The organism is Streptomyces acidiscabies, from assembly GCF_020010905.1.
In the GTDB taxonomy this organism is placed as follows: Bacteria; Actinomycetota; Actinomycetes; order Streptomycetales; family Streptomycetaceae; genus Streptomyces; species Streptomyces acidiscabies.
The window spans coordinates 1,963,415-1,982,265 of record NZ_JAGJBY010000002.1 but is presented as its reverse complement, the minus strand read 5'-3'; the positions used below and the strand labels follow the sequence as shown (position 1 = coordinate 1,982,265).

The 18,851-nt window shown below is 71.7% G+C and carries 15 protein-coding genes and 1 riboswitch; of the genes, 6 read left to right on the top strand and 9 right to left on the bottom strand.

Features of this window, described 5'->3' with window-relative positions; translation table 11 throughout:
• Positions 1-103: 103 nt before the first annotated feature.
• From J8M50_RS35735 to J8M50_RS35720, 4 genes are all read right to left on the bottom strand, one after another.
• Positions 104-787 carry a GntR family transcriptional regulator gene (locus tag J8M50_RS35735; RefSeq protein ID WP_010353018.1) on the bottom strand — a complete coding sequence of 228 codons (684 nt, stop codon included), beginning with the start codon at positions 785-787 and terminating at the stop codon, positions 104-106.
• 194 nt (positions 788-981) lie between these two features.
• The gene (locus tag J8M50_RS35730; RefSeq protein WP_010353016.1) at positions 982-1,734 is read right to left on the bottom strand and encodes a M23 family metallopeptidase; all 753 of its coding nucleotides are present in this window, start codon (positions 1,732-1,734) and stop codon (positions 982-984) included.
• 14 nt (positions 1,735-1,748) lie between these two features.
• Positions 1,749-1,895: riboswitch (cyclic di-AMP (ydaO/yuaA leader) on the bottom strand.
• Positions 1,896-2,164: 269 nt separating this feature from the next.
• The gene (locus J8M50_RS35725; protein WP_010353015.1) at positions 2,165-3,553 is read right to left on the bottom strand and encodes a M16 family metallopeptidase; all 1,389 of its coding nucleotides are present in this window, start codon (positions 3,551-3,553) and stop codon (positions 2,165-2,167) included.
• Entirely contained in the window at positions 3,550-4,941 is a 1,392-nt protein-coding gene (locus tag J8M50_RS35720) for a M16 family metallopeptidase (protein ID WP_029183754.1), read from the bottom strand. Before J8M50_RS35720 ends, J8M50_RS35725 begins: the two co-directional genes overlap by 4 nt.
• Positions 4,942-5,299: 358 nt before the next feature.
• On the opposite strand from J8M50_RS35720, the gene J8M50_RS35715 reads away from it, so the two are divergent.
• The gene (locus J8M50_RS35715) at positions 5,300-7,756 is read left to right on the top strand and encodes a DNA gyrase/topoisomerase IV subunit A (protein WP_010353013.1); all 2,457 of its coding nucleotides are present in this window, start codon (positions 5,300-5,302) and stop codon (positions 7,754-7,756) included.
• Here the strand turns inward: J8M50_RS35715 and J8M50_RS35710 are convergent.
• A complete protein-coding gene (locus J8M50_RS35710; RefSeq protein ID WP_010353012.1) occupies positions 7,753-8,877 on the bottom strand; it encodes a CobW family GTP-binding protein in 1,125 nt (374 codons plus the stop codon). The genes J8M50_RS35715 and J8M50_RS35710 overlap by 4 nt on opposite strands.
• A 319-nt stretch (positions 8,878-9,196) precedes the next feature.
• On the opposite strand from J8M50_RS35710, the gene J8M50_RS35705 reads away from it, so the two are divergent.
• A complete protein-coding gene (locus J8M50_RS35705) occupies positions 9,197-9,706 on the top strand; it encodes a DUF6082 family protein (RefSeq protein WP_010353011.1) in 510 nt (169 codons plus the stop codon).
• A gap of 81 nt (positions 9,707-9,787) precedes the next feature.
• Here the strand turns inward: J8M50_RS35705 and J8M50_RS35700 are convergent, their stop codons facing one another.
• Positions 9,788-10,024, bottom strand: a complete 237-nt coding sequence (locus tag J8M50_RS35700; protein ID WP_010353010.1) for a hypothetical protein — start codon at positions 10,022-10,024, stop codon at positions 9,788-9,790.
• Positions 10,025-10,272: 248 nt separating this feature from the next.
• The gene (locus tag J8M50_RS35695) at positions 10,273-11,442 is read right to left on the bottom strand and encodes a citrate synthase/methylcitrate synthase (RefSeq protein ID WP_010353009.1); all 1,170 of its coding nucleotides are present in this window, start codon (positions 11,440-11,442) and stop codon (positions 10,273-10,275) included.
• 109 nt (positions 11,443-11,551) lie between these two features.
• On the opposite strand from J8M50_RS35695, the gene J8M50_RS35690 reads away from it, so the two are divergent.
• From J8M50_RS35690 to J8M50_RS35675, 4 genes are all read left to right on the top strand, one after another.
• Entirely contained in the window at positions 11,552-12,841 is a 1,290-nt protein-coding gene (locus tag J8M50_RS35690; protein WP_010353008.1) for a citrate synthase family protein, read from the top strand.
• Between the two features lie 95 nt (positions 12,842-12,936).
• Complete coding sequence (locus J8M50_RS35685) at positions 12,937-13,884, top strand: ferredoxin family protein (protein ID WP_010353007.1); 948 nt, start codon at positions 12,937-12,939, stop codon at positions 13,882-13,884.
• 195 nt (positions 13,885-14,079) lie between these two features.
• On the top strand, positions 14,080-15,753 hold the full coding sequence (locus tag J8M50_RS35680; protein ID WP_010353006.1) for a sensor histidine kinase: 1,674 nt from the start codon (positions 14,080-14,082) through the stop codon (positions 15,751-15,753).
• A complete protein-coding gene (locus J8M50_RS35675) occupies positions 15,750-16,430 on the top strand; it encodes a response regulator (RefSeq protein WP_010353005.1) in 681 nt (226 codons plus the stop codon). The genes J8M50_RS35680 and J8M50_RS35675 overlap by 4 nt, the downstream gene beginning before the upstream one ends.
• Before the next feature lie 223 nt (positions 16,431-16,653).
• Here J8M50_RS35675 and J8M50_RS35670 read toward each other — a convergent pair whose 3' ends face one another.
• Both J8M50_RS35670 and J8M50_RS35665 read right to left on the bottom strand, forming a co-directional pair.
• A complete protein-coding gene (locus tag J8M50_RS35670) occupies positions 16,654-18,246 on the bottom strand; it encodes a monocarboxylic acid transporter (protein ID WP_010353004.1) in 1,593 nt (530 codons plus the stop codon).
• Positions 18,243-18,797 carry a DUF485 domain-containing protein gene (locus J8M50_RS35665; RefSeq protein WP_029183753.1) on the bottom strand — a complete coding sequence of 185 codons (555 nt, stop codon included), beginning with the start codon at positions 18,795-18,797 and terminating at the stop codon, positions 18,243-18,245. Before J8M50_RS35665 ends, J8M50_RS35670 begins: the two co-directional genes overlap by 4 nt.
• Positions 18,798-18,851: the final 54 nt, after the last annotated feature.

The window sequence follows — 18,851 nt, the reverse complement described above, 5'->3', positions numbered from 1 at the left end:
GGCATACGGAAGGTGCGCGTCGAGAAATTCGCGGCGCACTCGTGAAAAGGGCAGCGGAAATACACCTCCGCCAAATACCTCTTCTTTGTATACGGCGCCCGTGTTAATGACGCAGGCCGGTCATGTTTACGGCGTGTTGCGAAGTCCTCACGCGGTCCGCGCCGGCGAAGCGCAGCCGGTGGGCGGCGGTGGAGCGCTCGGTGTGCAGGGCGGTCAGCGCACGCGCGCGCTCGGCGTCCCCGCGCGCGACGGCGTCGACGATCGCGCCGTGCTCGGTCCAGGAGTCGACGGGGCTGGCCGACGGCTCCACCGCGTACATCCAGGCGATCTTGTGGCGCAGCTGGGTCAGCGTCGAGGTCAGGGCGTGGCTTCCGCAGGCCTGGGCGAGCGTCTCGTGGAACCAGCCGCCCAGGGAGCGCAGATCCTCGCTGCTGCCCCTCCTGGCGCGCTCCTGGCCCAGCCTGACGAGTCCGCGCAGCACCTTCAGGTGGGCCTCGGTGCGCCGCTGGGCGGCCCGGGCGGCGCCGAGCGGCTCCAGGAGCAGCCGCATCTCCAGCAGGTCGGCGGCCTCCTGCTCGGTCGGCTCGGCCACGCACGCACCCGCGTGGCGCCGGGTCACGACGAAGCCCTCGGCCTCCAGCGTCCGCAGCGCCTCGCGGACCGGGACGCGGCTGACGCCGTACCGGCGCGCGAGGAGTTCCTCGGTGAGGCGGCTGCCGCGCTCGTAGACACCCGCGACGATGTCGTCCCGGACGGCCGTGCACACCGAGTGCGCCGGAATACGCATGACGGACCTCCGCCTTAATCCCCGTGAAACGTCGACGATTGACGTGTGTTCCGTGACTCTATTGCAATGAGCGGGAATTTCCGATGGCGGGCCGGAATCCAGGGATATTTTTTGGACAAGGGGCCGTCCGAAACACCGAAAGCCCCGGCCGAGGGGGCCGGGGCTGGACGATCTCTCGGACGACGTCTCGCGGGTCAGACGTCGACGCCGTGCGCGCGCAGGTAGGCAACAGGGTCGATGTCGGAGCCGTACTCCGGTGTCGTACGGGCCTCGAAGTGCAGATGCGGGCCGGTCACGTTGCCCGTCGCGCCCGAGTAGCCGATCCGCTCCCCCGGGGTGACCGTCTGGCCCACCGCGACGGAGATCGACGACAGGTGGCCGTACTGGGTGTACGTGCCGTCGTTCATCCGGACGACGATCTGGTTGCCGTAGGCACCGCCCCAGCCGGCCTCCACGACCGTGCCGAGGCCGACGGCGTGCACGGGGGTGCCGGTGGCGGCGTGGAAGTCGATGCCCGTGTGGCTGCCGGAGGACCACAGGGAGCCGCCGCTGCGGTAGCCCGTGGACACGTACGAGCCGGTGATCGGCGCGACGAAGGCGTTCAGGCGGGCGCGTTCGGCCTCCCGCGCGGCGCGGGCCTCAGCGGCGCGCGCGGCCTTCGCCTCCTCGGCGGCCTGGATGCGCAGGGCCTCCGTACGCGCGCGTACGGCCGCCTGCTGGACGGCCTGCTCCTGCGCGTGTGCGCGGTCGTCGACGTGCTCGGTGACGTCGAGGCGCATGGTGGCCGTGTCGTCCGCGAGGGTCATCGCGTTCGCGGCGGTCGGTTCGGGGGGTGATCCGGCGGCCAGCGCCGAGGTCGTCAGCGCCGCTATGCCCGCCGCGCGGGCGGTCGTACGCTGCATCCGGGTCGCCTTGCGGCGCCTGCCGGTGGCGCAGGTGAACGCCATGGAGTCGAGTTCGTCCTTTCCTTCCCTCTCGCCTACCGGGTTAGCTGACGGGTTCGGAGCAGGAAGGTCTCCTACGGGCGCACGCGCCCGATTCACCCCAGGGACTGTGGGTCCCCGGCTCCCCTGGCTCGCGCCGTACGGGGACTCGGCGATCGCTGTCCGGTGCCGCGGTGTGCGGCGCACTGCCCGACGAACAGCCCGGACGACGCTAGAGGGCGTGCCGTCGATTCCCAAACGCACAGCGGCTTTTGTAGCGCACACCACAGGGCAGAGGTGCACCCTCCGGGCGAAAACGGTCACCCCTGAGGGGGTGCGTTCCGGGCGGGGTGTGACTTCGCGAACAGCGAACTCGCGCGAGAGTCCTCGACAGCGTGCACGCGCGCGTGCGGCTCGCCAGCCACCCCACGCGCGCGTGCCCGTGCTCCGCCGTCTACTCCGCCGTCACGACCCGCACCGGGCCGATCCCGAGGGCCTCGACCGGCCCGCGGATCTCCTTCGCGTCGCCGACGAGGACGGTGACGAGGCGGTCGACGGGGAAGGCGTTGACGACCGCGGCGGTGGCCTCGACGGTGCCGGTGGCGGCCAGCCGCCGGTAGAGCGTCGCCTGGAAGTCGTCGGGGAGGTGCTGCTCGACCTGGTCGGCGAGGGTCCCGGCGACGGCCGCGGCGGTCTCGTACTTGAGCGGCGCCACGCCGACGAGGTTCTGCACGGCGAAGTCGCGCTCGGCGTCCGTGAGGCCCTCGGCGGCGAGGGTGCGCAGGACGGTCCACAGGTCCGCGAGGGCGGGCCCGGTGTTGGGCGTGTCGACGGAGCCGCTGATGGCGAGCATCGAGGCGCCCGAGCCGTCGGGGGCGGAGCGCAGGACCTGCCCGAAGGCGCGCACGCCGTAGGTGTAGCCCTTCTCCTCGCGCAGGACGGCGTCCAGACGGGACGTCAGGGTGCCGCCGAGGCAGTACGTGCCGAGCACCTGCGCGGCCCACACGCGGTCGTGCCGGTCGGCGCCCACGCGCCCGATCAGCAGCTGCGTCTGCACGGCGCCGGGCCGGTCGACGATGACGACACGCCCGGCGTCGTCGGCGGTGACCGGCGGGACGGGCCGGGGCTGCGCGGTGGACCCCGTCCAGGCGCCCAGGGTCTCGCCGAGCAGCGCGTCGAGGTCGATGCCGTTCAGGTCGCCGACGACGACCGCGGTGGCCGTCGCGGGGCGCACGTGCCGGTCGTAGAAGGCGCGGACGGCGGCGGCATCGATCTTCTCGACGGTGTCCTCGGTGCCCTGGCGCGGGCGCGACATGCGCGCGGTCGCCGGGAACAGCTCCTTGGACAGCTCCTTGGCGGCCCGCCGGGAGGGGTTGGCCAGCTCGTGCGGGATCTCGTCGAGCCGGTTGCGCACCAGCCGGTCGATCTCGCCCTCGTCGAACGCGGGCGCCCGCAGGGCGTCGGCGAGCAGCCCGAGCCCCTTGGCGAGCCGGGAGGCGGGGACCTCCAGGCTGAGCCGGACGCCGGGGTGGTCGGCGTGCGCGTCGAGCGTGGCGCCCGCGCGCTCCAGCTCGGCGGCGAACTCCTCGGCGGAGTGCCGGTCGGTGCCCTCGGAGAAGGCGCGCGCCATGATCGTGGCGACGCCGTCCAGGCCGGTCGGCTCGGCCTCCAGGGGCGCGTCGAGGAGGACCTCGACGGCGACGACCTGCTGGCCGGGCCGGTGGCAGCGCAGGACGGTCAGGCCGTTGCCGAGGGCCGCGCGCTCGGGTGCGGGGAACGCCCAGGGCCTGGCCTCGCCCGCCTGGGGCTGCGGGTGGAAGTCCATCGTGGCGAGCTCGGTCACTTGGCCGTCTCCTCGTTGTCGTCGGCCTCTACGGTCGCTTCACGCGTGGGGTCCTCGGGCACGTCCGTGTCCTCGGCGCTGTCCGAGTGCTTGGGCTCGTAGACGAGCACCGCGCGGTTGTCGGGCCGCAGCCGCGCCTTGGCGACCTCCTGGACCTCCTGCGGAGTGATCTCCAGCACGCGCTGTACGGCCGTGAGGGCGAGCTGCGCGTCGCCGAACAGGACGGCGAACCGGCACAGTTCGTCCGCGCGCCCGGCGACCGTGCCGAGCCGGTCCAGCCACTCGCGCTCCAGCTGCGCCTGCGCGCGCTCCATCTCCTCGGCCGTCGGGCCCTCCTCGGCGAACCGGGCGAGCTCCTCGTCGATGGCGGCCTCGATGACGGGCACCTCGACGTCCCCGGACGTCTTGACGTCCAGCCAGCCCAGGGAGGGCGCCCCGGCCAGCCGCAGCAGGCCGAAGCCGGCCGCGACGGCGGTCCGGTCGCGCCGTACGAGCCGGTTGTACAGGCGGGAGGACTCGCCGCCGCCGAGGACGGTGAGCGCCAGGTCGGCGGCGTCCCCCGCGCGCGTGCCGTCCTCGGGGAGCCGGTAGGCGGCCATCAGCGCGCGCGCCGGGACCTCCTCGACGACGACCTCGCGCAGCTGCTCGCCGATGACGTCCGGCAGGGAGCCGTCGCGCGGCTCGGGCTTGCCGTCGTGGGACGCGATGGAGCCGAAGTACTTCTCGACCCAGGCGAGCGTCTGCTCCGGGTCGATGTCGCCGACCACCGACAGGACCGCGTTGTTGGGCGCGTAGTACGTCCGGAAGAACGCGCGCGCGTCCTCCAGGGTCGCCGCGTCCAGGTCGGTCATCGACCCGATGGGCGTGTGGTGGTAGGGGTGGCCGTCCGGGTAGACGAGGGCGGTCAGCTTCTCGAACGCCGTCCCGTAGGGGACGTTGTCGTAGCGCTGGCGGCGCTCGTTCTTGACGACGTCGCGCTGGTTCTCCATCGACTCGTCGTCCAGGGCGGCCAGCAGGGAGCCCATGCGGTCGGCCTCCAGCCAGAGCGCGAGCTCCAGCTGGTGCGTGGGCATGGTCTCGAAGTAGTTGGTGCGCTCGAAGCTGGTGGTGCCGTTGAGGGAGCCGCCGGCGCCCTGCACCAGCTCGAAGTGGCCGTTGCCCTTCACCTGGGCGGAGCCCTGGAACATCAGGTGCTCGAAGAGGTGGGCGAGGCCGGTACGGCCCTTGACCTCGTGGCGCGAGCCGACGTCGTACCAGAGACACACCGCCGCGACGGGGGTCAGATGGTCCTCGGAGAGCACCACGCGCAGGCCGTTGGCCAGGCGGTGCTCGGTCGCTGTCAGGCCCCCGGAGCCTGCCTGGGCTGTGGCCGTGTGACCCATGGGCATGTACGTCCCTTCGATGGCGGACGCGGTCGTGGACCGCGGACTTTCCTGCCGGTCCTGTCACTGTATGCAAGCGTGCGGACGGTCGGCGAAGTTCCCGGCGGACGTACGCCGAGAGCGGATCGCGTAACGTGCGGGCTGCCGTGGGGGAACGGGCCGTGCTCGTCCGGCCGGGCCCGCCGAGCCGGGTCCTGGCCCGGGTTGTCAGTGCCACGGTCCACAATGGTCGACGTCAGACCCTTGAGCACGTCCCGTACGAGCGAGTCCGGACCCGGGTTCTTCGAACCGGGAGCAACCCGGCCCGCTCGGCACCGACTTGAGTGCCCGCAGGCAATCGACCAGAAAAGAGGAGCCGGCAGCGATGGCCCGCCGCAGCACGAAGACCCCACCGCCCGACGACTCGTTCGAGGAGCGGATCCTCGACATCGACGTCGTCGACGAGATGCAGGGCTCCTTCCTCGAGTACGCCTACTCGGTCATCTACTCCCGCGCCCTGCCCGACGCCCGCGACGGCCTGAAGCCGGTCCACCGCCGCATCGTCTACCAGATGAACGAGATGGGCCTGCGCCCCGACCGGGGCTACGTCAAGTGCGCGCGCGTGGTCGGCGAGGTGATGGGCAAGCTGCACCCGCACGGCGACGCGTCGATCTACGACGCGCTCGTGCGCATGGCGCAGCCGTTCTCCATGCGCGTGCCCCTCGTCGACGGGCACGGCAACTTCGGCTCCCTGGGCAACGACGACCCGCCGGCCGCGATGCGGTACACGGAGTGCCGGCAGGCCGAGGCGACGAGCCTGATGACCGAGTCGATCGACGAGGACACGGTCGACTTCACGCCCAACTACGACGGCCAGGAGCAGGAGCCGGTGGCACTGCCCGCCGCCTTCCCGAACCTCCTGGTCAACGGCTCGTCCGGGATCGCGGTCGGCATGGCGACGAACATGCCGCCGCACAACCTGGGCGAGGTCGTGGCCGCCGCCCGCCACCTGATCCGCTTCCCGAACGCGGACCTGGACGCGCTGATGAAGTTCGTCCCGGGCCCCGACCTGCCGACGGGCGGGCGGATCGTCGGCCTGTCCGGCATCAGGGACGCGTACGAAACGGGCCGGGGCACGTTCAAGATCCGGGCGACGGTCGCGGTGGACACCGTGACGGCGCGCCGCAAGGGCCTGGTCATCACCGAACTGCCCTTCACCGTCGGCCCCGAGAAGGTCATCGCCAAGATCAAGGACCTGGTCGGCTCGAAGAAGATCCAGGGCATCGCCGACGTCAAGGACCTCACCGACCGCTCGCACGGGCTGCGGCTGGTCATCGAGATCAAGAACGGCTTCGTCCCGGAGGCCGTCCTGGAGCAGCTCTACAAGCTCGCGCCGCTGGAGGAGTCCTTCGGCATCAACAACGTCGCCCTGGTGGACGGCCAGCCGCTCACGCTGGGCCTCAAGGAGCTCCTCGAGGTCTACCTGGACCACCGCTTCACCGTCGTACGGCGGCGCAGCGAGTTCCGGCGCGGCAAGCGCCGCGACCGCCTGCACCTGGTGGAGGGCCTGCTGACGGCGCTCGTCGACATCGACGAGGTCATCCGGCTGATCCGCTCCAGCGACAACAGCGCGCAGGCGAAGGAGCGCCTCATCGAGCGCTTCTCCCTGTCGGAGATCCAGACGCAGTACATCCTCGACACGCCGCTGCGCCGGCTCACCCGGTTCGACCGGATCGAGCTGGAGTCCGAGAAGGAGCGGCTCAACGCGGAGATCGCCGAGCTGACCCGGATCCTGGAGTCGGACAGCGAGCTGCGCAAGCTGGTCTCGGGCGAACTGGCCGCGGTCGCCAAGAAGTTCGGCACGGAGCGGCGTACGGTCCTGCTGGAGTCGTCCGGCGCGACCGCGTCCGCCGTGCCGCTCCAAGTGGCCGACGACCCGTGCCGGGTGCTGCTGTCGTCGACAGGGCTGCTCGCGCGTACGGCGAACGGCGAGCCGTTCGCGGCCGAGGAGGACGCCGCGCGCGTGAAGCACGACGTGATCGTCTCCGCGGTGCCCGCGACGGCCCGGGGCGAGATCGGCGCGGTGACCTCCGAGGGCCGGCTGCTGCGGATCAACGTCGTCGACCTGCCGCAGCTCCCGGACACGGCCGCCGCGCCCAACCTGTCGGGCGGCGCGCCGGTGTCGGAGTTCGTGCCGCTGACGGACGGCGAGACGCTCGTGTGCCTGATGACGCTGGACGAGTCGTCGCCAGGCCTCGCGCTCGGCACGGAACAGGGCGTCGTCAAGCGCGTGGTGCCGGACTACCCGGCCAACAAGGAGGAGCTGGAGGTCATCACCCTCAAGGACGGTGACCGGATCGTCGGCGCGGTCGAGCTGCGCACGGGCGAGGAGGACCTCGTCTTCATCACGGACGACGCCCAGTTGCTGCGCTACCAGGCGTCCCAAGTGCGCCCCCAGGGCCGTCCTGCGGGCGGTATGACGGGCATCAAGCTGACGGACGGCGCGAAGGTCATCTCGTTCTCCGCGGTCGACCCCGCCGTGGACGCCATGGTGTTCACCGTCGCGGGCTCGCGCGGCACGCTGGACGACTCCGTCCAGACGACGGCCAAGCTGACCCCGTTCGACCAGTACCCGCGCAAGGGGCGCGCGACCGGCGGCGTGCGCTGCCAGCGGTTCCTGAAGGGCGAGGACTGCCTCTCGGTCGCCTGGGCGGGCGCCGTCCCCGCGCGGGCCGCGCAGAAGAACGGCATGCCCGCGGAGCTGCCGGAGATCGATCCGCGCCGGGACGGTTCGGGCGTGTCGCTGCCGAAGACGGTGGCGGTGGTCGCGGGGCCGTTCTAGCCCTCGTCGGGCAGGTCCTCGGGGATGTCGTCGGTGACGTCCTCGGGGGCTTCCCGCTCGGCCTCCGGGTCGCGTACGTACCTCAGGACGCCCCACATGCCGCGCTCGTCGGCCTGTGGGGCGTCCTGCACGCACGCGTGCAGCTCTTTCCCGAGCGCCTCCCGGTCGATCCCCGCGCCGATCAGGACAAGCCGCGTACGGCGCTCCTCGCGCTCTTCCCAGGGCTCCGGGACGAACCTGAGGAACCGTCCGACCGCGTGCACGGCATACCGGTTGAGGGGGTCGCTCGGCCCGAAGTCGACGTACCCCTTGATCCGGTACAGGCCCTCGGAGCGGCCGTCCAGGAACGCCATCAGGCGCCGCGGGTCCAGCGGCGCGTCCGCGGTGAAGGAGAGGCTGTCGTACGCCGCGTGCAGGTGCTCGGCGTGGCCTGCGCCGTCCCCGTCCTCGTGGTCCTCGTGGTCCTCGTGCCGGTGCAGGTCGTCGAAGGAGAGCTGCCCGATCCGCTCCTCGCTCGGCCGGCAGTCGAAGAGGAACTCCGGGTCGACGCGGCCGTAGCGGGCGGGTACGACGGCCGCGCTCCCGGCCAGTGAACGAACGAGCCCGAGCACACGTTCCCCGTCGTCCGCGCGGTCCAGCTTGTTGACGACGACGAGGTCCGCGAGGCCGATGTGCCGGTCGATCTCGGGGTGCTTCACGCGCGTGCCGTCGAACTCGGCGGCGTCGACGACCTCGACGAGTCCGCCGTACTCGATCGCGGGGTGCTCGCTCGCGAGGATCATCCGGACGAGTTCACCCGGTTCGGCGAGGCCGCTCGCCTCGATGACGATGACGTCGACACCGACGGCGGGCGCGGCCAGGCGCTCCAGGTAGGAGTCCAGTTCGCTCGCGTCGACCGCGCAGCACAGGCAGCCGTTGCCGAGGGAGACCGTGGAGTCGCCGAGGGCGCCCGCGACGGCCATGGCGTCGATCTCGATCGCCCCGAAGTCGTTGACGATCGCGCCGATCCTGCTGCCCCTGCTGCGGTGCAGCAGGTGGTTGAGCAACGTCGTCTTGCCGGAGCCGAGGAATCCGGCGAGCACGACGACCGGGATCTGCTGCGGGGTGCCGCCCTGCGCCACGTACGACCTCTTTCGCGCCTGTGCGTGCGCCGGTTCACACTCCGGAGCACGGCCGAGGAATGACTGCCACCTCAGGATACGAGCCGGGATAATCGCCGCGAAGTGAACGATTGTTAGCTCCCTGTCCGGGGCAGACGTGAGGCAAGGCGCCGGGGTGTGCGACCCTCGCTTCCTTCCGTGCGCCTCCTCTCCGCCTCCCCGCCGATCAGAGCCGCTCGGCACTCTGGGAGACGGCAAGCGCCGCCCACCGCTCGCCGGTCCCCGTCACCACACCCGCACCCCGACGACCGGCGCACGGCCGCCTGGACCGGGGGTTGACATGGCCACACAGAGTGCAGGGATACACAGGATCGTTTCGGCCGCGAAGCAGAAGTTCTCGGTCACCCTCGACTCCCTCGGTGTGCCGGGTGCCGGCCATCGCAGGCGAGCCGCCCTCACCGAACAGCATCGACTCTCCTTCGACCTGCTCTGCAAGGCCATGGACGACCCCGCCCTCGCGGCCGTCCTGGACACCTACGAATCCGACGTACCGCTCGACAAACAGCGGCAGTTCCTCTTCGCCAACGCCCTGTACGTCAACAACCTGTACTTCTACCGGATCGGCGCTCTCTCCCGCGCGGAGCTGTACGGGCATCTGCGCGTGATGTGCCGCAACAAGGTCTTCCGCGAGTACTGGGAGGCCACCCGCCACCACCGCAAGAGCCTCCCGGACTCCTCCGAGGAGTACATCCTCGGGCGGATGCTGGACGACCTGATCCACGATCTCGACGACGCCGACACGGACGAGTGGTGGGTCGTCGGTGATCCGCCTCCGGAGGATGCGGCGTGAGGCCGCCGGAGGGGCGCCACAAGGCCCGGCCCCGCATCGGCTCCGGGCCTCGGACGCTCGGACTGGGCGAGGGGGCGCCCGTCAGGCGTCGGGGATGTCGTGCTTGGCGCGGACGAGCGTCTCGCGCGTGATGACGACGATCCGCTCGTAGTCGGCTCGTGCGGCGTCCGAGGGCAGCTCGCGGTCGAGTTCCTCGGTCGCTTCGCGCCCGATCACGGCGAAGTCGCCGTTGCTGAGCTCGAAGATGTCGGGGCAGGTCTGCCCTGTGGTGCTGCCGCGTTCCCTGGGGGACGCCCCGACACGTCGCACGATCTTCACGAAAACGTACCGCCTTCTCATGACCTGATTGGAGGGGTGACTGTGCCCTCCGAAACGGCCGCGGTAGCGGTTGGAATGGCCCCTCCGAGCGCAGGCGTGAGCGCCGAAGGGTTGGGCCAGGACAAGATACCCACTCCGCCCGCCCCCGCCGCGCAGGCTACTCCGCAGGACCCGGGAAATTCACCGGATCCGTCCGGCCGGCACCGAAAACTCGAAGTCCCTTGCGAAGAAGGGGACTTGAGCGCCCCTCAGCTCGCGAGAGGCACCGCGACCGGCGCCTCGGGGCCAACATACCGTGCCGCCGGACGGATGATCTTCGAGTCCTGGGACTGTTCCAGGATGTTCGCGCTCCAGCCGATGGCGCGGGCCGCGGCGAAGGTCGGGGTGAACATCTCGCGGGGGAGGCCGCAGAGTTCCATGACGACGCCCGCGTAGAACTCCACGTTGGTGTGGAGTTCGCGGCCGGGCTTCAGTTCGGCCAGGATCGCCTCGACCTGGCGTTCGACCTCGACCGCGAAGGCGACGCGCGGGCCGCCGAAGCGCTGGGCGATCTCGCGGAGCATCCGGGAGCGGGGGTCCTCGGTGCGGTAGACGGCGTGACCGAATCCCATGATCCGGTCGCCGGCCAGTACATGCTCCCGGATCCAGGGATCAATGCGATCGGGGGTGCCGATCGCGTCCAGGGTGTCGAGGGCCCGGCTGGGCGCCCCGCCGTGCAGGGGGCCGGAGAGCGCGCCGACGGCACCGACGAGACAGGCGGCGACGTCCGCACCTGTTGATGCGATGACGCGCGCCGTGAATGTTGACGCGTTGAAGCCGTGGTCAATGGTGGAGATCAAGTATTGCTCGACGGCCCGCGCTTTATGTTGATCGGGCTCGACGCCGGTCAACATGTACAGGTAGTTCGCCGCGTACGACAGGTCCTGCCTCGGCTCGACCGGTTCGAGCCCCTTCCCCAGCCGGTACAGCGCGGTGAGCAGCGTGGGCACGGCGGCGGCTGCCACCAGCGTGTCCCTGCGCCGCTGCCCGGCGTCGATGTCGTACACCGGCCGGAACCCCTTGACCGCACCCAGCAGCGACAGCGCCGTCCGCATCCCGGCGAGCGGCCCGACACCACCCGCGCCCGACGCGGCGACGGCGGGCAGGACCGCGCTCACCTCGGCCGGCAGCGCCCGCAGCGCGGCCGTCCCGGCGGCGAAGGCGGATGCCCGTACGGGGTCGGGGAGTTCGCCGTGGACCAGGAGGTGCCAGACGTCCTCGAAGGAGCGGGTCTGCGCGAGGTCGACGGCGGAGTACTGGCGGTAGTGGTAGAAGCCCTCGACGCCGCGCACGTCGCCGACCCGGGTGTCGGTGACCACGACACCGGCGAGTCCGCGCGGGACGTCGACGAAGGACGTGGTGGACCTGTTGACCGACATGATTTCCCTCCTTGAGCTTGATGAACTTGATTAGACTGTCCATCATTGACTAAATCACTGTCAATATTGATCTAATCAACATGTCTTTCATCCGGATACGGTGACCCCCATGCGCGACCAGGAACCCGCCCCCGGCCACCCCGAACGCCGTCTGACCACGAAGGAGGCCTCCGAACTGCTGGGCGTGAAGCCCGAGACGGTGTACGCGTACGTCAGCCGCGGCCAGCTCAGCAGCCGACGCGTCCCCGGCAGCCGGAGCAGCACCTTCGACCCCTCCGAGGTGGAGGCCCTGGCGCGCCGCAACAGACGCGAGAGCGCCGGAAGCCCGGGCACCGGGAGCGAACCGGCCGTACGCACGCGTCTCACGTACATCGACGGCGACCGGTACTTCTTCCGGGGCGTGGACGCGGTCGAACTGGCCGGCGTGCACTCCTACGAAGAGGTCGCGGAGTGGCTGTGGACCGGTGAACTGCGCGCGGGAGCGACGTTCACCGCGCCGGAGGAGTCCCTGAAGGCGGCCCGTCGAGCGGCCCGCGCGCTGCCCGAACACACCGGCCCCGCCGACCGGTTGCGGGCCGCGGCCGTCGCGGCGGCCGTCGTGGACCCCCTGCGCTTCGACCTGTCCGCGCAGGCGGTCGTCGGCACCGGCCGGACCCTGATCCCGACCCTGGTCGCGGCCCTGCCCCCACGTCACCCGGGCCACCGGGACGAGGGCCCTCTGGTGCGGCGCCTGTGGGCGCGACTGACCATGCGCACGCCCGACGAGGCGTCACTGAACGCCCTGGACACGGCACTCGGTCTCCTGGCCGACCACGACCTGGCCGCCTCGACGCTCGCCGTCCGGGTCGCGGCGTCGGCCCGCGCGCATCCGTACGCGGCCGTCTCGGCGGGCCTGGGCGTCGTCGAGGGCCCGTTGCACGGCGCGGCCAGCGGTCTCGCCCACCGGCTGCTGGACGAGGTCCTGGAACAGGGCGACGCGGGACCGGTGATCGCCGAGGAACTGCGCGCGGGACGGCGCATCCCGGGCCTGGGCCACCGCCTCTACGTCGGCGAGGACCCGCGCGCGGGTGCGCTGTTCGCGCTCCTGGCGGACATCCCGGACGCGTACCCCGCCCTCGCGGCGGCCCGGGACGTCGTGGCCACCACCGCGCGCCACGCCCCCTTGCACGCCAACGTCGACCTCGCCCTCGCTGCCATGACCCACTCCTTCGGCATGCCCGCGACGGCCGGCGAGGCGATCTTCGCCGTGGCCCGTACGGCGGGCTGGATCGCGCACGCGCTGGAGGAGTACGGCGAACGCCCCCTCAGGATGCGCCCGAGCGGCCTCTACGTGGGCCCGAAGCCGCCCCAGCCGCTCCCCGTGGACCACGGACACGCACCGCACGGCCACTCTGTGTAAAACGGCGGATCCGGGCACCCCCGAAAACCCGCATGGATCAGGACACACCGCCGTCGACAAGTCACCCTGCGCCAAGTCAGGTTAGGCTCACCTCTGTGAGTACGTGCACGACTGTCGCGCGGGATCTCGACGAGCCCTTCTCCGGGACCGCGGCCACGGCGACGACCTGGCTCCTGCTGGAACAGCCCGGCCCCTGGGGCGCCAAGGCGCTCACCGAGAGCCACCTGGACCGGCAGCTCGGCCGCGCCCTGGAGAGGGCCGCCAAGGGCACCGGCGTCCGTGTCGCGCTCATCCGCCGCCCCGGACGCCACGCCGACTTCGGCGCCCCGCCCCTGCGCCGGGTCTTCGCCGCCCACACCGTGCCCGGCGGGGTGTGGCTGCGCACCGCCGCCACCCAGGACCCCCGGCAGCTCCTGGACCTCGACCTCGCCGCCCTGGGCCGGGGCGACCACCGCACGTTCGACACCGTCCTCGGCGGTCGCCCCCACACGGGCGACCCGCTCGCCCTGGTGTGCACGAACGGCAAGCGCGACCGCTGCTGCGCCCTCCTCGGCCGTCCCCTCGCCGCCGAGCTGACCGCCTCCGACGTACCGGGCGTCTGGGAGGTCACCCATCTGGGTGGACATCGCTTCTCCCCCACGGTGCTCGTCCTGCCCTACGGCTACGCGTACGGGCGCGCGGAGGCCCACACCGTCAAGAACGTCCTCCACGCCGCCCGGGAGGGCCGGATCGTGGTCGACGGGTGCCGGGGGTGCTCCGCCTGGGAGCGGCCCGGCCAGGCGGCCGAACTCGCCGTCCGTACGGCCGTCGGCGAGTACGCCGCCGAGGCACTGGGCGTCGTCCGCACGGCGGGCGAAGCGCCGCACTGGGAGGTCACCGTCGCCCACACCGACGGCCGGCGCTGGCAGGTCGTCGTCACCCAGAGCAATCCGCTGCCGGCCCGGCCGGAGAGCTGCGGGGCGTCCGTTCTGGGGACTCCGGCGCGGATGGACGTCGTGGAGGTGCGGGAGCGGACGACGGCGGGGGCGGCGCTGGCGAGCTGACACGGCGGCAAGATATCGATCAACTTGGTCAAGGTCATCAAGATGGTCAATGTTTCCGTCAACAGTTGACCCGCCGATGCACCTGATCCACCTAACCCCCTCCCCTCATCCCTCGCTCAACCCCATCCACCCCCGGTCAAGAGATCCCCGCCACACCCCTACAGCGCCCCCACCCCGTCCACGTACCGTCAATGCATGAGCCCCGCTCCCCCCGCCCGTCGCCTGCGCCTCGGCCTCCCCCGGCGCGCCTTCTCGCAGATCCTGCTGATGCAGCTGTCGATCGCGGCAGGCGTGGTGGTGCTCGCGACGGGCCTGTTCCTCGCGCCGCTCAGCGACCAGCTCGACGACCAGGCGATGCGCCGCGCGCTGGCGATCGCGCAGACCACAGCGGCGATGCCGCAGCTCGCGGAGGACCTGAAGACCAGCACGCCGTCGGTGGACGGCCCGGTGCAGCGGGAGGCGGAGCGGATCCGCAGGGCGAGCGGAGCCGAGTACGTCGTCGTGATGAACAGGGCCGGCGTCCGCTGGTCGCACCGGGACCCGGACCAGATCGGTGGCGTGGTCTCCACGGACCCGCACAAGGCGCTGGCGGGCCGGGCAGTGATGGAGATCGACGAGGGCACACTGGGCCGCTCCGCACGCGGGAAGGTGCCCTTGAGGGACGCCGAGGGGCACATCGTCGGGGCGGTGTCGGTCGGCATCGAGTACGACAGCGTCCGCGCCCGCCTGATCCACGCGATCCCGGGGCTGTTCGCGTACGCGGGTGGCGCCCTCGCGGTGGGCGCGCTGGCGGCCTGGCTGATCTCGCGCCGGGTCCATCGGCAGACGCGTGATCTGGCCTTCTCGGACATCTCGGCGCTGCTGGCGGAGCGTGAGGCGATGCTGCACGGCATCCGGGAGGGCGTCGTGGCGCTGGACCGCGCGGGCCGCGTACGGCTCCTCAACGACGAGGCGCAGCGCCTGCTGGGCATCGGCGACGAGGCGGTGGGCCGCTCCCCCGACGACGCGCTCGGCGCGGGCCGTACGGCGGACGTCCTGGCCGGCCGGGTGACCGGTACGGACCTGCTCACCGTGCGCGGCCCGCGCGTGCTGGTCACCAACCGGATGCCGACGGACGACGGCGGCGCCGTCGCCACCCTGCGCGACCGCACCGAGCTGGAGCAGCTGGGCCGGGAGCTCGACTCCACGCGCGGGCTGATCGACGCCCTGCGCGCGCTGGACCACGAGCACGCCAACCGGATGCACACCCTGCTGGGACTGCTGGAGCTGGAGATGTACGAGGAGGCGGTGGAGTTCGTGGGCGAAGTGGTCGGCGATCACCGGGCCACCGCCGAGGAGGTCGCCGAGCGGATCCACGACCCCTTGCTGGCGGCGCTGCTGGTCGGCAAGGCGACGGTGGCGGCGGAGCGCGGCGTCGCCCTGAAGGTGTCCGACGCGACCCGGCTCCCGGACCTGCTGGTCGACCCCAGGGGGCTGGTGACGATCGTGGGCAACCTGGTCGACAACGCGCTGGACGCCGTCGCGGGCACCACGCACGCGCGCGTGGAGGTCGAGTTGCGCGCGGAGGGACGTACGGCCGTGCTGCGGGTGCGGGACACCGGCCCGGGGATCCCGGCGGACAAGCGCGAGGTGGTGTTCACGGAGGGCTGGTCCACCAAGAGGCCTCCCGCGCACGGGCGCCGAGGCATCGGGCTCTCGCTGGTGCGCAGGCTCGCCGAGCGGCAGGGCGGCAGGGCCTCCGTGGGCGAGGCGGAGGGCGGTGGCGCGGAGTTCACCGTGGTCCTGCCCGACGCGCTCTCCGAGGGCGCCCCGAGGGCCGTGCCGGCCGCCGCCACGCGTCGCGCCGAGGCCGAGGAGGGTTCGCGGTGATCGAGGTCCTGGTCGTGGACGACGACACCCGGGTCGCCCGGGTCAACGCCGCCTACGTCGAGAAGGTGCCGGGCTTCCGGGTCGCCGGGCAGGCGCACAGCGCGGCCGAGGCGCTGCACCTGCTGGAGCTGCTGCCCCGCGTGGACCTCGTCCTGATGGACCACTACCTGCCCGACGGGACCGGCATCGGCACCGTCCAGGAGATGCGCCGCCGCGGCCACCAGGCGGACGTCATCATGGTGACGGCCGCGCGGGACGTCTCGACGGTCCGCTCGGCGATGCGGCACGGCGCGCTCCAGTACCTGGTCAAGCCGTTCGCCTTCGCGGGCCTGCGCGCGAAGCTGGAGGCGTACGGCGAGCTGCGCCGCACTCTGGACGTCGGCGGCGAGGCCGAACAGGCCGACGTGGACCGCATGTTCGGCGCACTGTCGGCGCCTTCGGAGCCCGGCCTGCCCAAAGGGCACTCCCCCACCACCGCCGAACTGGTGCGCCAGTCCCTGATGCACGCCGACGGCCCTCTGTCCGCGCAGGAGATCGCCGACCGCACGGGTGTGAGCCGCCAGACCGCCCAGCGCTACCTGAAGCTCCTGGAGCGCACCGGCCGCGCGCGCCTGACCCTCAAATACGGCGACGCGGGCCGCCCGGAACACCGTTACGTGTGGGCGACCCGCGCCTGAGAGCACGGTTTCGTTGAGCGTCTTGACGAGTACCGCATGTCGTGATGAGTTCCGTACACCCTTGATGGATGCATGGACCAACTTCCCGACGGGCCATCAACGTCGTCCACCTGTGCAGACGACTCACCCGCCAGGACCGCGTGCCTGGGCCGCGCCATGACCCAAGCCCCGCGGCCCGCCGTACGACCGGGTCCCGCGCCGTACGACGGTGAAGGCGCCGTGGCTAAACGGCTCCCGCTCCGGTCAGCGAACGCACCTCCGTCTCCGCGTGCCGCGCCTCGTCGGGCTCCTCGGAGGAGGTGACCGTGCCCAGCCAGCCCGCGAGGAAGCCCAACGGGATCGAGACGATGCCGGGGTTCTGGAGCGGGAAGAACTGGAAGTCGACACCAGGGATGAGCGACTCGGGGCTGCCCGAGACGACCGGCGACAGCACGACGAGCACGAGCGCCGGGATCAGCCCGCCGTAGACCGCCCACACCGCGCCGCGCGTGGTGAAGTTGCGCCAGAACAGCGAGTAGAGCAGCACCGGCAGGTTCGCGGACGCGGCGACGGCGAAGGCGAGGCCGACCAGGAACGCGACGTTGAGCTCGCGGGCCAGGATGCCGAGCGCGATCGCCACGATGCCGATGCCGACCGCCGCGACCCGGGCGACCGCGACCTCGCTGCGCTGCTTGGCGTGCTTGCGGCGCAGTGAGGCGTACAGGTCGTGGGCCACGGACGCCGAGGAGGCGAGCGTGATGCCGGCGACCACCGCGAGGATGGTGGCGAAGGCGACCGCGCCGACGATCGCGAACAGGACCGCGCCGCCCATGGACTGATCCCCGCCCCCGAGGTCGAGGGCGAGCAGCGGGACGGCCGTGTTGCCGGCCGCGTTGGACTGGCGTACGGCGTCCGGTCCGACGATCGCCGCCGCGCCGAAGCCCAGGACGATCGTCATCAGGTAGAAGCTGCCGATCAGGCCGATCGACCAGACCACCGAGCGGCGTGCCGCGCGCGCGGTCGGCACGGTGTAGAAGCGGGACAGGATGTGCGGCAGGCCGGCCGTGCCCAGGACGAGGGCGAGGCCGAGGCTCATGAAGTCGAAGCGCGACGTCCAGTCCGCGCCGTACTTCAGGCCGGGCGCCAGGAAGTCGATGCCGTGCCCGCTGCGTTCGGCCGCGGTGAGCAGCAGCCGGTCGAAGTCGCCGTGGAAGCGGACGAGGACGAGGACGGTCAGCACGATCGTGCCGCCCAGCAGCAGGACCGCCTTGACGATCTGGATCCAGGTGGTGGCCCGCATGCCTCCCAGCGACACGTAGATGACCATGAGCGCGCCGACCCCGATGACGGTCCACACCTGGGTCGCGGCGCCGCTGCGGCCCAGCAGGAGGGCGACCAGGCTGCCCGCGCCGACCATCTGTGCCACCAGGTAAAAAATGGACACGATGACCGAGGAGGCGCCCGCCGCGATCCGTACCGGCCGTTCGCTCATCCGCGCCGCGACGACGTCCGCGAGCGTGAACCGCCCGCAGTTGCGCACGAGTTCGGCGATGAGGAGCAGGACGACCAGCCAGGCGACGAGGAAGCCGACCGAGTAGAGCAGGCCGTCGTAGCCGAACAGGGCGATCAGGCCGGAGATGCCGAGGAAGGAGGCGGCCGACATGTAGTCGCCCGCGATGGCGAAGCCGTTCTCCATCGGGGAGAAGAGCCGTCCTCCGGCGTAGAACTCCTCGGCCGAACCGTGGCGGTTGCGGCTGACCAAGGTCGTGATGCCCAGCGTGACCGCGATGAACACGCTGAACAGCACGAGGGCCAGGGTCTGATGAGTACCGCTCACGGCTTGCCTCCCTTCACACCGCGTGTCAGTTCCTGGGTGTCCCAGCGCAGGTCGAGGGCCGCCCGGTCCCTGCGCAGCCGGGCGTGCCTGGCGTAGGCCCAGGCCAGCAGGAAGGTGGTGAGGAACTGGCCCAGACCGGCGACCAGTGCCACGTTGACGGCGCCCACGACGGGCCGGGCCATGAACCCGGGCGCGGCCGTCGCCGCGATGACGTACGCCACGTACCAGAGGAAGAAGCCGATGCCCGCCGGAACCACGAACCGCCGGTAGCGGCTGCGTACTTCCTGGAAGGCGGCGCTGCGCTGGACGGCGAGGTAGACCTCCGCCATCGCGTCGCGGCCGGCCTCCTCGTCACGGGGGGCCGGGACCGCCGGCACGGGGTCGCTCGCCGGCTGCGCTCCCGGCCAGTCGGGGGCCAGGGCGTCGTACCAAGGATCGTCGTACCGCACGCCTGCCGGCTCTTCGGGGCCCGGGGACCGCACCTCTCGGTGCTCGCGTGCTCTCTCGGGACCGCCCCCGCCACTGCGGGCTCGGTCGTTGCTCAACTGCATACCCAATGATGGACAGAACGGGAAGATCCCCTACTCTCTTTCCCGCATTCTTCA

Bases quoted from the DNA above. Each gene is read 5' to 3' on its own strand.
- J8M50_RS35735 (WP_010353018.1), bottom strand. From the start codon at position 787: ATGCGTATTCCGGCGCACTCGGTGTGCACGGCCGTCCGGGACGACATC.
- J8M50_RS35730 (WP_010353016.1), bottom strand. From the start codon at position 1,734: ATGGCGTTCACCTGCGCCACCGGCAGGCGCCGCAAGGCGACCCGGATG.
- J8M50_RS35720 (WP_029183754.1), bottom strand. From the start codon at position 4,941: ATGCCCATGGGTCACACGGCCACAGCCCAGGCAGGCTCCGGGGGCCTG.
- J8M50_RS35715 (WP_010353013.1), top strand. From the start codon at position 5,300: ATGGCCCGCCGCAGCACGAAGACCCCACCGCCCGACGACTCGTTCGAG.
- J8M50_RS35705 (WP_010353011.1), top strand. From the start codon at position 9,197: ATGGCCACACAGAGTGCAGGGATACACAGGATCGTTTCGGCCGCGAAG.
- J8M50_RS35695 (WP_010353009.1), bottom strand. From the start codon at position 11,442: ATGTCGGTCAACAGGTCCACCACGTCCTTCGTCGACGTCCCGCGCGGA.
- J8M50_RS35690 (WP_010353008.1), top strand. From the start codon at position 11,552: ATGCGCGACCAGGAACCCGCCCCCGGCCACCCCGAACGCCGTCTGACC.
- J8M50_RS35680 (WP_010353006.1), top strand. From the start codon at position 14,080: ATGAGCCCCGCTCCCCCCGCCCGTCGCCTGCGCCTCGGCCTCCCCCGG.
- J8M50_RS35665 (WP_029183753.1), bottom strand. From the start codon at position 18,797: ATGCAGTTGAGCAACGACCGAGCCCGCAGTGGCGGGGGCGGTCCCGAG.